The organism is Acinetobacter higginsii, from assembly GCF_000369525.1.
GTDB lineage: Bacteria > Pseudomonadota > Gammaproteobacteria > Pseudomonadales > Moraxellaceae > Acinetobacter > Acinetobacter higginsii.
Genome location: NZ_KB850072.1, coordinates 1,456,334 through 1,470,589, shown reverse-complemented (window position 1 = coordinate 1,470,589; position 14,256 = coordinate 1,456,334). Strand labels below are relative to the sequence as shown.

The following is a 14,256-nucleotide window of genomic DNA, read 5'->3' as shown; positions in this document are numbered from 1 at the left end:
CTTTGGGAACAACTATTTAGAATCGCACCTTTATAAAATGGCTGTAGTAATACGGCCCTTTTATTTTGGTGGACACATGACTGTTTCAAATTCAGATCGACTAAGCCCGTTGTATTTGGGCAATGATTTCGATTTGCGTTTTGACTTTACCTTCAGAACTTTTGATCAAGAAGATTCTGAGGGAGTTTCTGTACGTGTAAAAAACGGAACTGAATTTGAAACACTAGATCCATCGCTATATTTGGTTAATACCAATATCGATCAACTCGGTGGGCATATCCTATTAAAATACCCTTTAGCAAATAAATATTTCTACATTGCGGGGGATACCGTTGTTGATCAGCTTTTAGATATTACGAATTATGATAATTTTTACCCTGACGCTTTAGAAAAGGCATTGGATAAAGTTACCGCGATTTTGCAAGAGTGGTACACAAAGCTTGATCAAGAATCTATATCGCGTGTTTTGTCTGATATTAATTATGAAGAATTATCTAAAAAGCGCGATGATGTTTTAAAGTCCTATATTGAAACATTAGTTCGCCAAAACAATGACGGCAAATTCTATTTAAGCGATCAATACATCACAGCCAAGGAATTTTTAAGTCCAACAATTACAAACATTAAAGACGCGCTTCTAATTGGACTATCAACGGGTAAGGTTATTGAAATTCGTGAACCAACAAGTATTGCTTTTGCAAGCACAAGCGAAGTTCAAACTCTACTGAGTAAACTAGAAAACCTAATTATTAATGCACCAACAACTTTCACAATCCCTGCTGCAATATACAATTTCAACTCAGAATATATTGCTAAATACACTAAAGATCATGGCCTTTTAACAATAAAAGGCGCTGAACCACTGGCGGTGACTATCAGTTCTGTGGTTTCAGCAAATGGTGCAGACGGCTTATGGGATGTGACCTATGCATTAGCTGATGCAAGTAATGTAAGCGTTGGCGATTATCTTAAAATAGATAAAGTTATATGCGGAGCTACTTGGTTTGAAGCCCTTCCAATTCGTAAAGCACAATTGGGGGAGTTAGCAGTTGGCTTTAATAAGATGGGTAATGCTTCTGTTTCAGGCACAACTATTACATTAAGCGGTACAAGCGATAATGCACGTCCAAGTAATTGGTTGGATATTGGCGATTTAATTCACTACAAAGGTCAAACTAGAGCAGTAGTATCAGTTGACGACACACTAAGAACCATCACAATTGCTTCTGCATTTGAATCAGGGTCGGGTAGCGATGATTTCGATGCCGACGCTAATCGATACCAATGGTGGTATTTCACCAAGGCAAGCTCGGGCAGTATTAGTATTTCAAATGGTGTTGTAACAGGCATAGGTACAGTATTTTTAAGCGATGTGAATTTAGGGGATGTGTTGCTTTTTAATGGTTGTATGGCTCAAGTAACCGCAATAAACAGTGATACATCTCTAACAATCGATGTAACAACACATAATCTTTCAAATCTAAAATATACAGCTTTAAAAGTCTCAATGATTCAACATGAAGGGACTTGGAAAGTATTAGCTAAAGCAGGGAATAACGTCACAGTACGTCTTAAAAATTGGAATATGTATCAAGCAGAGGTTCGGGATTCTTTAGGGAACATCACTACTCCATATTTCAAAGGATATGCACCACCAATTAAGGGTTGGTTGGGTGCTACTGTAAAAGTAATGAAAACCGTATTGAAGCAGAACAATCCGTCAGGCAGCGGTTTGATTGGCGAGCAAGATGGAAATATCAAACTACTAGACAACCTTGTAATTGAAGGTGGTTCGGGCGGAACGGGCTTATTGCTAAAAGGTACTAATGCAGGATACGAAGCAATACAGTCTAGATTAATTTGCGGTCAGAACTTTTCAGTGACCGGTTTTAATAATTGTGCTTGGGGTTTTAATGGCTCACATCTACATGCACCTTATGCACACTTCATTGGTTCTACTTCACACGCATTAAACTTTGGCGACGGTGGTTCCGGGTATCTTCGAGGCTCAATTGTTGCTGGATCAAATGGCATTGGACTTATGCTGTCAGGTAATTATTGCAGATTATCTGAAGTACGCTTGATTGGTAATAGACTTCAGGGAATGCGTACTGATTCGGGGGCCGGGTTTTATTGTGATTCTGGTTTTGCTTATGGTAACGCAAGTCATGGTTTGATGATTGTTAACAACTCTGGTGGGCAATTCGCTGACGGCTTCACAATTTCTAATGGTGGAAATGGCATTAATACTCAAAATGGTGGTAGTGGCCGTTATTCTCGAAATTTAACAGCTTGTAATAAAAACCACCAAATGTCATTTACTGGCTCAATGGTTGAAGCAGGTCAGGCTTGGGCAACTGGAGCAAAAGCGGGGCGTTCTGGAATTGTGGTAAGTGCATCACAGGCTTATTTATTCGCAGCCTGTACTACAGGTAATTCCGTAATTGGACTTTATGCTTTAGATAATGCACACATTTCTACACGAAATTGCTATGCATCCAAGAATGGAACAAATGGTGTAAATATTCAAAACCTCTCAACTGTTGTAGCAAACGGCTCTTACACTGAAGGTAACTATGGACCGAATAACGTAGTCATTGCAACTGGCAGTTCGGGTAATGGTTTCGGATCCGGGCAATCAGCTCAAGTAAATGGCGCAATTGCAACAACATATACAACTCTTGCGAACGGTGGGGTAATCACATATCAAAAGAATGCGGCTTACGGTTATGTATTCGGTGAAATAGAGGTTTTTGGCTCTTCAGTAAATGCAATTGCAGGCAAGGCTTATTTGCGAGCAGGCTCAAGCGCGAGCACTTCTAAAATAAGTGGGCATGCAAATTTTTCAGTGACTACAGGGGTGCTAGATGGATCAAACGGAACCCCAGGTAATTTAATTGTATCAACGCATACAGATGGCAATATCTATGTTGCAAATCAAACAGGCGGCGCTGTAACTATCTCAACATTACTGAAGGGGAACATCCTGTGAAGTACGAAGATTTTACTATCCTTTCTGAATATATTCAGGATTTAGGCACAAGAAAACAGAAGATCTGTTGGATCACTGACGGCCTTGCGGAATACCAAGTGATATGCGGATTAGATGAAGATCCAATTACTGTCTTTATCGAAGCCAATCAATAATCTTATAGCCCCTTTCACGGGGCTTTTTACTGTCAACAGATTTCGATACTTAACAAGAGCACTTTCTTAAAATGGATAAAACTTATCTGAGTAAATAAAAATGCAAGAAAGTGCGATCCCTTGGTTCATTAAATTTTTACCTAAAGCAATTCCATGGGCGGCAAAAATCTTTCCCGCAGTGGTTGGGGCGGTGCTTGCGCTTATTTTAAGCGGTGACATCGATAAAGATGGAAAGCTTCAAATCTCATTAAGGACCATTGGTCTTTTAACAGCAGCCATAACAATTAGTATTTATGGAGGTGCAACATTTATTGAATACCACGGCTTATCAGATAAATCTCTCATGATGCATGGGACGATTATGTTTTTCTTTGCCGTGTTTGGACTACTGTTTATCAGTATTGTTTACCAGTCAATCGCCCTGCTCAGGGGCAAGCCTTTATCTGAAATTATCGGAGAAGTTAAATCTGCAATTTTGGCCATTCTTAATGGTAAGGGAGGTGGCTGATGAAAATGACGACGCAAGGCTTTGCCGTATTACGTGAAGCATTTGGGAAATTAACCCAAAGTCAGGTTGAAGAAATCAATTTTATTGTTGGTGTTATAGATCAGGATAAATCAATTACGTACCCTCAAGCCGCATATATTCTAGCTACAACGTGGCATGAAACAGCAAAGACGATGCTACCTGTGGTCGAGTATGGGAAAGGCAAAAACCGTACTTATGGTACATGGTATTTGAATAGTTTAGATCAACGCTATTGTTTTAAAGACAGCAGTAAGCAGGCGGCCTACCTTTGTGAAGACCGTCCATATTTATATTATGGGCGCGGATATGTGCAATTAACTTGGTATGTCAACTATGAAAAGGCATCTAAGAAGCTTGGAATTGACTTAGTACAGAACCCTGAACTTGCGACCCAAAAAGAATATGCAATCAAAATTATGCTTGAGGGTATGAAAGAAGGTTGGTTCACTGGTAAAAAACTCATTGACTACATCTATCAAAGCAAAAAAGATTATGTGAATGCACGGCACATTATAAACGGCACTGACAAATCAAGTTTAATTGCAGGTTATGCAGAGACTTTTGAATATGCTTTGAGGCGTCCCTGACGTGGTTACTCATTCTTGTAAACGCTCTTTGCCTTCCTTGGTTGTGAGCGTTTTAATTCAGTGCATAACTTGGACTAGGTTAATGTATCTATCTACATTTTTTTTAAAGTAAATATAAAATCAACTCAGAACTCTTATTTTAAAATACCATTTTAAATTAAAGTATTATCTTATTAGAGTAATAAAATATCTTTCTAATTCTATTAGTTCACTTGATCTAATAGCGAATCCTAAATGCATTGGCGAGTTCATTTCTACACTCGGCTTAGTATTTAAGGTAATTTGGCCTGTATTTGATATCAGTGGTCCAGCATATAAAATTCCTAAAAGTTTTAGTCTGCCTTCTCCTATTTGAAAGTTACCTGTTCTTTTGTTGAAGTAGCCAAAAGGGTTGTATAAAAATATTGGTGAACCTGATGAACCAGGAAAACAAGCCATGTCTACAACAAATTCATTTTTACCATTATAACGTTTGCTAGGATTACTTGCTGTTATCCCCTGTCTAACGAGAGGAAAATTATTTGCCTCATCCGATATTCCGTTTGGGCATCCTATCATCGTTACTTCCTCAATCGCATCTAGATACTGCCATTCATCCTCTACAGGAATAATGCCCATTTCAATATTAGAATAAAATATCTGATTACCATCAGTGTTAGCTTGGTTCAAGGCGTCCCCAACGAGTATGGCGCATAAATCTACATTTTCATTTGGGTGGGGGATAACTAAATTTTGAAGTGGGAGATTAATATTCAAATATCTACCTGAAGGACCACCAGAAATAGGTTCTTGTAAGTGGCACTTTATACTTATTGAATCCGCACCTTTTATGACATGTTTATTAGTGACAAGTACAGGTGCGAATGAATCCCTTGTCCTATTAAATGCTGAAAAGAACCCTGTACCAGTTCCAAAAGCTACCCTTTGTTTTACAGAAATAATTTTAATTGTTGAATAAAGCAATTGTTCTGCGATTGTCAAATTATTAGGCATATAAAACCAATAGTTAAAGTATTATTACTCCCTTATAGGGAAATGGTTTTAAATTGTCAATTCATTTATAAACAAGATTTTACTAATTATCCAACTCTCAAAAGTCCTTCCCATGTGAACGGATTATTACTGAGATTACCACGTGACATTGACCAAGCTCGGTTTGGCATGAAGCAAGGCCCAACGCCGATTTTCTTTTTACCGAATTTTTCTTGTATTGCTTCATAAGTTTTCATTAAATTTTCTTTTTCTTCTATTTCTTGTATGTCAGTTAATAAGTCATAAATATGCGATGACTTTGGTTCTAAACATGTGAACATCACGCCACATTTTTTAAACTTGATACCTGGTTTAAATACGTGCGTAATCATTATTGTTGCTGCTTTCACAAAGTCAGTAACGCAGTCAGTAGGTTGGGGAAATGCAAATGAAACGGACTTGTTATAAAAAGGGGTGTTTGCATCAAATGGATTTGATTGAGCAAATACAATCAAGCATCCGCTTAGTGATTTGTCAGCACGTAATCTCTTACATGCATCTTGGGCATGAAGGGCGATAGCTTCTTTCAAATCTTGAAGTTCAGTAACTTTTTGCCCGAAGGACCTACTCGATATGATCTGCTTTTTGCTCGGTGGGGTATCTTCAATCTCAATGCATGATATTCCTTGCAACTCGCTTACGGTACGAGCCATCACGATGCTGAACAATTTTTTCATTTGGGTAGGGTTGCTACAAGCCAAGTCGAGTACCGAATTAATCCCCATGGATTGCAGTTTTTTAGTGTGCTGTCGACCAACGCCCCAAACTTCGCTAACATCAATCTTTGCAAGGTAATCTTCTTTATTACACAGATCCATTCGGGCTAGGTCGCACACACCGTTAAATTGTTTGTTCTTTTTAGCAATGTGATTTGCGATTTTAGCTTCAGTTTTACTGCGACCAATGCCTACACAAACAGGCAACCCAAGCCATTGCCAAAGCGTATTTTTCATTTCGTGGCCATACTGCACGAAGTCTATATAATTAGAAAATGTTGTTAAATCTAAAAATACTTCATCAATTGAATATCGCTCAATCTCAGAGTTAGCAACAAAGCCAGAAAGGATATTGTAAAAACGCTTAGACATTTCCTCATACATCGCGTAATTGCTGGACATTACAACAACGTTGTTACGCTCAACAAGGTCCTTAATTTGGAAAAGCGGTACGCCCATTTTGATCCCAATATCTTTTGATTCTTGCGAGCGTGCGACTGCGCAACCGTCATTATTTGATAGAACAATAACAGGGCGGTTATTAAGTTTTGGATTAAACACACGTTCACAAGAAACGTAGCAATTGTTTACATCAACAAGTGCGAAAAATCGGTCTTTCATGGTTAACTTGAAAAAGTTACAAATTCAAGTTAAATGTTAGAACTGAGCTGTTGTGAATTCAAATTTAAAATTCTGTGGATAAACAAGCAGGCGACACTTTAAGTCGCCTGTCTTGATGCGTTTGGTCGGAAATTAATCGATTGAAGTGTTGAAAATGGAATTTTTCAAAATTATTGAAATTAGTTTATGAAAACTGGAAATATAAAAAATAGTGCAACAAAAGTGAAAATAATGTTATTAACTTATTGATTTATATAGTGTATAAAAGCCTCTTCGGAGGCTTTTTTATTGTGTATGTAGCGTATGGACTTTAACTGTAAAAATATAGACTCAATTTAAGTGGCCCAACTCATCTGGAACAGGATAAAACATCATCTTGATGAAATTTTTGTTATAATTCTCGCAGTTTGATCATTTAGCCGAATCATAACGATGTCACAAATTTTAAAATTAGATGCTTTAAAACAAGCGCAAGTATCTACTTCGCCGTATCCTTATTTTGTCGTAGAAAATTCGATCGTAGATAGCGAGGTGAAAGCTGTTATTCAGAATTTCCCAAAGATTGAACAGGGTGGTAGCTATAACATTGAAGATGTTGAAATTAAGCCGAATTTTGATCGCTTTTTAAAGTCTTTAGATACCAAAGAATTCCGTCAGATTTTAACTGAAAAATTTGATGTGGATGTGATGGAACATCCGATGATGATCACCTTACGTGGTTATTCACGCCAAAAAGATGGTCGCATTCATTCTGATTCGAAAACCAAACTGCTGACTATTCTGATTTATCTAAATGAGTCTTGGGATGCGCCTACAGGTCGTCTACGTATCTTGAATGATGAAAAGAACATGGATGACTACGTCGAAGAAATTGATGCGGGTCCAGGTACATTGGTTGCATTTAAAGTGACTGATAATGGTTGGCATGGTTATGTACCGTTTGAAGGACAGCGTCAGTCAATTCAAATTAACTTTTTAACCAGCGATAAAGCCAATGCCAAGCACCGCTTTATCCACGGTTTAAGTGCAAAAATGAAAAAGTTATTTGGCTAATTTATGTAATTAGAAAGAGGAGGCTTGATACCTCCTTTTTTTAACTTTGTTTTTAAGGATAAATACTCAACAAACTATGTGTGCCAACTATAAACCATTAACAGTCGAGCAAGCTCAACAGCTTGGTTTACCTTTGATTCCATTTGAATATGGGGAAGAAGTTTACCCAAGTTATACAACCCCTTTACTATTTAAATCAGAGCAAGGGCTGGAGTGGCGGGAAGTATTGTTTGGTTTGGTACCAAAATGGTCGGAAGATACCAATATTTCCAAGCATACTTATAATGCTCGACACGAAACCATTTTTCAGAAACCTAGTTTCTTGGAGGCGGCTTCCAAGTGCAAATTTGGTGTTATTCCTGTTTCCGAGTTCTATGAAAGTAAATACATCGATAATAAGCCTCAAAGATGGGGTGTACGTCGTAAAGATGGAAAGGCTTTCTTTATCGCGGCTTTATATGAGATCAGAAAGTTGGGCGATCAGGTGATCCGTTCGGCAACCATGCTTACGATGGATGCCATAGACCATCCGATGATGAAAGATTTCCATGAGCCGGGAGACGTAAAGCGGTCAGTGGTGGTTATTCCACATGAGCGCTTAGATGAATGGTTAAGCTTAAAACAACCACATCAACTCTATGAATTTATGAAGGGTTTTCCTGTAGAAGAATTTGAGTGTTCCCATGTTCCTAAAGCAAAGATTGTAAAAATAACACCGCAACTGAATATGTTTGATTGAGCTTAATATTTGAGTTGATGAGATAAAAAAAGGCTTCCTATTGGAAGCCTTTTTTGGATCAGTTGCTTAGCGCGCAAGATTTTTAAACATATGGCGCAGAATTTCCATTGTCTTTTCAATTTGCAAAGGCGTTAAGCCATCAAATGATTGTTCGAGGATAACTGAGGTAAGATCATTAATTTTGGTAATCATTTCCTGACCTTTGTCTGTTAGATAGACGCGAGTGATACGACCATCTTCCTTGCATGAATACGTATCGATATAGCCTTCATCTTTGAGGCGATAAACAATTTTGGTTGTGGTCGACATTTTGGAAATGACCATGTCGGAAAGCTCTGACACACTGGCATGGGGTTTGACATGCAAGGCAATGAGAATACGGCGACGAGAATTGTCTAAGCCATATTTTTTGAGCACGTTATCGATATTTTGAACGTACTGAGCATTTACTTGAGAAATCCAGTAAAAAGGAAAGTCTTCCAGGTTAAATGAATCGGCTGTAGGTAAAAAACGCGCATATTTTTTTGGCATCACTTATTTCCTATACTTGCACAAGGAGCCACTCCTAGTCGCTCCTAGATTCCATGAAATGTCTATAACTTGCCTGTTAAAAAAATCGATCCTCTGATTTTTTTAGCATTCCATTTTTTAACAAATCTGTTCAAAGATAACGGTGAAATTATCTTTATTCTCAACGAATAAGTCATCATAAAATTCACATAAATCAGCTATTAATGATGTACTATCCAGTCGTCTTTCCTTCAAGGTTGTCCTACAGCCTAGCATTACTGCTTATTTGTAGAATAATCATATTGTAGAAAAAAAATACGATTTTTGACGTGACATTTTTATAATATTTTCTGTCTAAAATGTCATAAATATACGAAATCAATATATTTATAAAATAAATAACGCTTAAAAAAATAGCGAATACAACTATTTGAATTAATCAATTGGTTAAAATATAGCACATAAAATTTTTTAAAAAGTTGAATAAATACATTCTTTATCACATTTTTTCGATGAAATTTTAAAATTTGCAGCTTTGAATAGATTTTGATGGGGCAATTTAGATATAAATTTGGTGTGTAGAGCGAATAGTGAGAAATCAAAAAAGATATGAAAGGGATAACAATTGAACTTCGGAGATTAAATAGATAAAAAGACGCATCTAAACAGGATTACAGGTTTAGATGCGTAAAGTGCAAAATTGTGATGACTCATGTTTTTCTTAAAGCTTAAGTTCATTTTCCATCAGGGGCCATAGCTTTTGATGTGACTTTTTAAACATCGACATATGTCCAATTTGTTTGTAGCCATGTTGTTGTGGGTTTAATTCAATCAATTTGGTTGGTGCATTGGGGTATAAGCGAAGTAAGTCTTTGACATTGGCTTGAGTGGCAATTTCATCATCAGTTGCCCAAAAAGAAGTAATCGGGCATTGAATTTCTTGATGATAATCTTCGAAGATACTTTTACCAATTGCATTCATGACATAACCAGGTTTACTGCAAAACTCAGCCCATTGTTTTGCAACATTTTTAGGGAGGTTTTCTCCCATCCCAATAAATTGAGTTGCGCCATAACCTTTCAAGAAGCTAGAAACTGGGAAAATAACGTTAAACATAACGGGCGCAAGGATTTTAGTTTTACCTTTCAAGCCTTTGACATGACCTGTAGAGCCAGCGATAGCCAAAACCTTAGCAACCTTGTTATAGTTTGAAGTAATCCCAAGTAATTGCCCGCCAGCACTATGCCCAACAATAATCACTTTTTCAGCTTGAGTTCGCTCTAATAAGGTCTCAATTGCGGCTGGAATATCATAAATTCCCCAGTCATTTATACTGGCCGTAGAATTCTTGAGCGGGCCATGAAGCGATTCACCTATACCGCGAAAATCAAAACTTAAAACGCTATAACCTTGTTGGTTAAGCCATTCTGCGAAAGCATGATAGAAATTTTTTGTAATGCCTGTCGCTGGACAAATCAAGATCGGGTAGGGTTTGGTATGATCTTGTGCAGGATAAAATTGGGCTGCAAGTTGATAGTCATCTTTGCAGCTCATCCAAAAAGATTCATAACTCTTCATTAGAAAGATACTCTTATATGTGCATAGTATTACTTTACACAAGTTCCAAAAAGAAACTCGTTTAAAAAATGACTTAAAAGTCAAATTTTATGTAATATACGCACACAAAAGGAATATTTTAATTTCGGGGATGTTATGTATGTTTTAAATACTGCAACACAGCTTGCTATTGTATTTAGTGGGATTTTTCTATGGGTGGGGATGCTGACTGGAGTTTGGAAATATTATCAAATTAGACAAACAGCGCAGGCAAGAGCACATTATTATGTGGATATTGCACATCGGAGTAGTCTGCTTTACGCGGCAGCCAGTCTAATTTTAGCAGCATTAAGTTTTTTTACAGTTCTATCTGATTCAATCGCATTATTTTGTGTTGTTGCAAATCTATTCTTCTTTGCGATGTCGATTTTAATCTATATTTTGCATGGATTATTAAGAGATACAACCAATCAATTCAAACAGCCGCATCAAGTGGGGAAATGGACTTTACCAGCATGGTGTATGACATTGATGATGTTGAGTTTAATTCTTGTAGAGTTGGGTGCAACTGGGATTTTAGTATTGGGAACTATTGCTCAATTTTTACATTAAAAAATGGATGATCACTCATCCATTTTTCCTAAAGAATTTTTTTGGCGCACTGCGCTTAACTGTCGAAACTTTCGATCGACGATCGCCCACATACAAAAGGCCAGAGATACAATCAATGCATATGCAAAATATTCGGGTTTTAAATTACCTTTAATTGTGCCTTGAAACAACAACGTGACCATTAAGGCAAGCGTTGTAGTTGCATATACGATTGAATCATTTGCCTTCAGAGCGTTAATGAAGACTTGCTTGTTGAAATGTATTGATAACATCTCCATCCCTCCTTGTTGTGACGACAAAACCATGTGTTTTTGTCTGAATTGTTTTTTAAGTTGTACTGCTATTTTCTGAGCATTTCAATAGGGATAGTGACTATTTTGAAAATAAATTTCTAAATGTATTGATTTATATAACTTTTAAGTATTTTTTATATTGATTTATACTATTTTTTAGTAAAATATTAGCCATTATTTTTACATTTTGAAAAGTTTGCCAATCAACTAATTCAATTGAAATAGTTGTTTTTAGATCACAAATAAAGACATTGAGGCATATTTGACAGCGTCAGCTTTAAGTTAAGAAAAGAAAGATTTGTCGTAAACAAAAAATGAGCGTTGGATAAAAGAACATTTCTTGTATAGCTAAAATCATGTTTGGGTAAAACATCATTTTAACGACAAATCATTTTAATCTTTAGATGCCGATACGCGATCGACCACAATTGCAAAAACAAGAACGATCAGCGATGGGAGTAACCATGCGAGATTTTGTTCGTTCAATGGTAAGTGCTGAATAAAAGTCGGTAATTGTGCAGTAAAACCAGCCGCTTTAATTGCTTCAAAAATACCAAAAAGGAAAGCAACAGCAGTCACAGATCCAACCACGATCGACGGATTGTTCCAACGTTTCCAGAAGAAGCTGAGCATGATCACGACAATCGCTGGCGGATAAATTGCACTGAGTACAGGAACTGAGATTGCAATCAGCTTTGTTAGACCTAGATTAGAAATCAACAAAGAAAAGCCAGTCAGGATAAAAACAAGTAACTTATAAGATAAACCTGTCAATTCGGTAAAATATTCAGCGCAAGCACATGTAAGACCAATTGCGGTTACCATACATGCAAGGAAAATTAAGATGGTTAAGAAATACGATCCGTAATCACCAAACGCGTGTTGTACATAAGCATGCAGAATGATTGCACCATTGGCTGCATTAGGCGCGACTTCATGACTGCCTAAGCCAAGTTTAAACAAGCTGACATAGACAAGCGTGAGTCCAACACCCGCAATCAAACTTGCGATAATGGCATATTTGGTAATCAGTTTTGTATCTGTCACACCTCGTGATTGGATCGCTTGAATAATTACGATACCAAATACCAGTGCGCCTAAGGTATCCATGGTCAAATAACCACTAACGAAACCTTCAGAAACAGGACTTGCGATATAGTTGTTGACTGGAGCTGAAATCATACCTGTTGGAATCGCAAATGCGGCGATACCTAAGATTGCCAAGGCAATGATTTTTAAAGGAGCCAGTACATGACCAACCGTATCGAGTAGTTTATTTGGATACAGTGAAACTGCAGTCACAAATGCAAAATACACAATACTATAAATAAGAAGGCTGCTACCTGATGTACCAAAATACGGTGCGAAGCCAATTTCATAAGAAACTGTTGCAGTACGTGGTGTTGCAAAGAGTGGACCTACAGACAAATAGCAAACAATGGTGAGCAGTAAGCTAAAGAAGCGTCCAAGTGGAGAGCTGATGATTTCGATTGAACCTTTCATGCGAGATAAGGCCATAATCGTAATGACAGGCAAACCAACTGCGGTAATTAAGAAACCGAAGGCCGCAAGCCAGACATGTTCACCAGCCTGCTGAGCAACGATTGGAGGAAAGATAATATTGCCTGCGCCAATAAATAACGCGAAGGTCATAAAACCTAAAGCAATGATATCTCCTGTACGAAGTTGATTCATAAAGAGGGAGGCATAAAATAAAAGTGCGAAGTTTAGAACAAAAATGCGTTCTTTTGAAACTAATTTATGTGAAATTTGGTTGATTTTTGACTAAAAAGAAATGATGAAAATCATATAATTAGTAATGGTAAAGCTAATGTGTTGAAAAGCTTTCCAAAACTCGAAAATGCAGAAGGGTATAGATTCTTTCCTATTGGCCTAACTGAATTTAAATATCAAAAATAAAATGCTCTTTTAGTCTTAAATAGATTGAAGATTTCAATGGGAAGGCGTACAAATATTGAAATACTTTATGCAGTCCCCATATTAATTTTTCTGCATGTGATTTTAATCTGATTGATGAATAAGGAAAATCTCGAATGAGAGCTTCTACTGTGACCATTAAAACTGAACAAGATCTGGAGAAATTACGTATCTCTGGTCGTTTAGCGGCACAAGTGTTAGAAATGATCGGGCCTTATATCAAGCCTGGCGTTTCAACTGAATATTTAGATGATATCTGCAACGATTATATTGTGAATACATTGCAGGTGATTCCTGCCAATGTGGGCTATCACGGTTTCACCAAAACGACCTGTATCTCTGTCAATGAAGAAGTTTGTCATGCAATTCCTTCTGCGAAAAAGATTTTGCAAGAGGGTGATATTTTAAATATCGATGTTGCCGTGATTAAAGATGGCTATTTTGGCGATACCAGCCGAATGTATTTTGTTGGTGAGCCAAAGCCTGAAGCGAAAAAACTGGTTGAAACAACCTATGAAGCGATGTTAGCGGGTATTCATACAGTGAAACCAGGTGCAACATTAGGTGATATTGGCTATGCCATCCAATCTGTTGCTCAGCGTGAAGGTTATAGCATCGTGCGTGAATATTGTGGGCATGGTATTGGTCGTATTTATCATGAACAGCCGAATATTTTGCACTATGGTCAGAAAGGCCAAGGTTTGGTTCTGAAAAAAGGCATGGTGTTTACCATTGAGCCGATGGTGAATGCAGGAAAACGCTATGTAAAAGAACTCAATGATGGTTGGACTGTAGTGACACAAGATAAATCATTGTCTGCTCAGTGGGAGCACATGGTTGCTGTAACGGATGATGGCTTTGAGCTATTAACGCCATGGCCGAATGGCACAGGACATTATCCAGCCGTTTAAGTTATCCGAT

The 14,256-nt window shown here is 37.4% G+C and carries 14 protein-coding genes; 8 read left to right on the top strand and 6 right to left on the bottom strand.

Annotation, left to right across the window (positions count from 1 at the left end; all coding sequences use genetic code 11):
- Positions 1 to 76 precede the first annotated feature (76 nt).
- From F902_RS13060 to F902_RS13050, 4 genes are all read left to right on the top strand, one after another.
- Positions 77 to 2,992 (top strand): hypothetical protein, encoded by a 2,916-nt coding sequence (locus tag F902_RS13060; RefSeq protein WP_228129738.1) that lies wholly within the window; start codon positions 77 to 79, stop codon positions 2,990 to 2,992.
- Complete coding sequence (locus F902_RS22670) at positions 2,989 to 3,147, top strand: hypothetical protein (RefSeq protein ID WP_171067756.1); 159 nt, start codon at positions 2,989 to 2,991, stop codon at positions 3,145 to 3,147. The genes F902_RS13060 and F902_RS22670 overlap by 4 nt, the downstream gene beginning before the upstream one ends.
- Positions 3,148 to 3,247: 100 nt before the next feature.
- Entirely contained in the window at positions 3,248 to 3,655 is a 408-nt protein-coding gene (locus F902_RS13055) for a hypothetical protein (RefSeq protein WP_005204111.1), read from the top strand.
- On the top strand, positions 3,655 to 4,263 hold the full coding sequence (locus F902_RS13050; protein ID WP_005204110.1) for a glycoside hydrolase family 19 protein: 609 nt from the start codon (positions 3,655 to 3,657) through the stop codon (positions 4,261 to 4,263). Before F902_RS13055 ends, F902_RS13050 begins: the two co-directional genes overlap by 1 nt.
- 165 nt (positions 4,264 to 4,428) lie before the next feature.
- Here the strand turns inward: F902_RS13050 and F902_RS13045 are convergent, their stop codons facing one another.
- Together F902_RS13045 and F902_RS13040 are read right to left on the bottom strand one after the other, a co-directional pair.
- Positions 4,429 to 5,256, bottom strand: a complete 828-nt coding sequence (locus F902_RS13045) for a S1 family peptidase (protein ID WP_005204109.1) — start codon at positions 5,254 to 5,256, stop codon at positions 4,429 to 4,431.
- An 86-nt stretch (positions 5,257 to 5,342) separates the two neighbouring features.
- Positions 5,343 to 6,632 (bottom strand): Y-family DNA polymerase, encoded by a 1,290-nt coding sequence (locus tag F902_RS13040; RefSeq protein ID WP_005204108.1) that lies wholly within the window; start codon positions 6,630 to 6,632, stop codon positions 5,343 to 5,345.
- A gap of 432 nt (positions 6,633 to 7,064) precedes the next feature.
- On the opposite strand from F902_RS13040, the gene F902_RS13035 reads away from it, so the two are divergent.
- Both F902_RS13035 and F902_RS13030 read left to right on the top strand, forming a co-directional pair.
- Positions 7,065 to 7,685, top strand: coding sequence for a 2OG-Fe(II) oxygenase (locus F902_RS13035; protein ID WP_005204107.1), 621 nt, complete (start codon positions 7,065 to 7,067; stop codon positions 7,683 to 7,685).
- A gap of 76 nt (positions 7,686 to 7,761) precedes the next feature.
- Positions 7,762 to 8,424, top strand: a complete 663-nt coding sequence (locus tag F902_RS13030; RefSeq protein ID WP_005204106.1) for an SOS response-associated peptidase — start codon at positions 7,762 to 7,764, stop codon at positions 8,422 to 8,424.
- A gap of 66 nt (positions 8,425 to 8,490) precedes the next feature.
- Here the strand turns inward: F902_RS13030 and F902_RS13025 are convergent, their stop codons facing one another.
- Positions 8,491 to 8,955, bottom strand: a complete 465-nt coding sequence (locus tag F902_RS13025) for a MarR family winged helix-turn-helix transcriptional regulator (protein WP_004653790.1) — start codon at positions 8,953 to 8,955, stop codon at positions 8,491 to 8,493.
- A 700-nt stretch (positions 8,956 to 9,655) separates the two neighbouring features.
- Entirely contained in the window at positions 9,656 to 10,513 is an 858-nt protein-coding gene (locus F902_RS13020; RefSeq protein WP_005204105.1) for an alpha/beta hydrolase family protein, read from the bottom strand.
- Positions 10,514 to 10,648: 135 nt separating this feature from the next.
- Here F902_RS13020 and F902_RS13015 point away from each other — a divergent pair, with 135 nt between their 5' ends.
- Positions 10,649 to 11,104 (top strand): hypothetical protein, encoded by a 456-nt coding sequence (locus tag F902_RS13015; protein ID WP_005204104.1) that lies wholly within the window; start codon positions 10,649 to 10,651, stop codon positions 11,102 to 11,104.
- An 11-nt stretch (positions 11,105 to 11,115) separates the two neighbouring features.
- Here the strand turns inward: F902_RS13015 and F902_RS13010 are convergent, their stop codons facing one another.
- Both F902_RS13010 and brnQ read right to left on the bottom strand, forming a co-directional pair.
- Complete coding sequence (locus F902_RS13010; protein WP_005204103.1) at positions 11,116 to 11,376, bottom strand: hypothetical protein; 261 nt, start codon at positions 11,374 to 11,376, stop codon at positions 11,116 to 11,118.
- Between the two features lie 414 nt (positions 11,377 to 11,790).
- Positions 11,791 to 13,092, bottom strand: a complete 1,302-nt coding sequence (gene brnQ / locus F902_RS13005) for a branched-chain amino acid transport system II carrier protein (protein ID WP_005204102.1) — start codon at positions 13,090 to 13,092, stop codon at positions 11,791 to 11,793.
- A 359-nt stretch (positions 13,093 to 13,451) separates the two neighbouring features.
- Here brnQ and map point away from each other — a divergent pair, with 359 nt between their 5' ends.
- Positions 13,452 to 14,246, top strand: a complete 795-nt coding sequence (map, locus tag F902_RS13000; RefSeq protein ID WP_005204101.1) for a type I methionyl aminopeptidase — start codon at positions 13,452 to 13,454, stop codon at positions 14,244 to 14,246.
- Positions 14,247 to 14,256: the final 10 nt, after the last annotated feature.

Excerpts from the sequence above, each read along its gene's own strand:
- F902_RS13050 (WP_005204110.1), top strand. The coding sequence starts at position 3,655 with ATGAAAATGACGACGCAAGGCTTTGCCGTATTACGTGAAGCATTTGGG.
- F902_RS13025 (WP_004653790.1), bottom strand. The coding sequence starts at position 8,955 with ATGCCAAAAAAATATGCGCGTTTTTTACCTACAGCCGATTCATTTAAC.
- map (WP_005204101.1), top strand. The coding sequence starts at position 13,452 with ATGAGAGCTTCTACTGTGACCATTAAAACTGAACAAGATCTGGAGAAA.
- F902_RS13040 (WP_005204108.1), bottom strand. The coding sequence starts at position 6,632 with ATGAAAGACCGATTTTTCGCACTTGTTGATGTAAACAATTGCTACGTT.
- brnQ (WP_005204102.1), bottom strand. The coding sequence starts at position 13,092 with ATGAATCAACTTCGTACAGGAGATATCATTGCTTTAGGTTTTATGACC.
- F902_RS13010 (WP_005204103.1), bottom strand. The coding sequence starts at position 11,376 with ATGTTATCAATACATTTCAACAAGCAAGTCTTCATTAACGCTCTGAAG.
- F902_RS13035 (WP_005204107.1), top strand. The coding sequence starts at position 7,065 with ATGTCACAAATTTTAAAATTAGATGCTTTAAAACAAGCGCAAGTATCT.
- F902_RS13015 (WP_005204104.1), top strand. The coding sequence starts at position 10,649 with ATGTATGTTTTAAATACTGCAACACAGCTTGCTATTGTATTTAGTGGG.
- F902_RS13045 (WP_005204109.1), bottom strand. The coding sequence starts at position 5,256 with ATGCCTAATAATTTGACAATCGCAGAACAATTGCTTTATTCAACAATT.
- F902_RS13030 (WP_005204106.1), top strand. The coding sequence starts at position 7,762 with ATGTGTGCCAACTATAAACCATTAACAGTCGAGCAAGCTCAACAGCTT.
- F902_RS13060 (WP_228129738.1), top strand. The coding sequence starts at position 77 with ATGACTGTTTCAAATTCAGATCGACTAAGCCCGTTGTATTTGGGCAAT.
- F902_RS13055 (WP_005204111.1), top strand. The coding sequence starts at position 3,248 with ATGCAAGAAAGTGCGATCCCTTGGTTCATTAAATTTTTACCTAAAGCA.
- F902_RS13020 (WP_005204105.1), bottom strand. The coding sequence starts at position 10,513 with ATGAAGAGTTATGAATCTTTTTGGATGAGCTGCAAAGATGACTATCAA.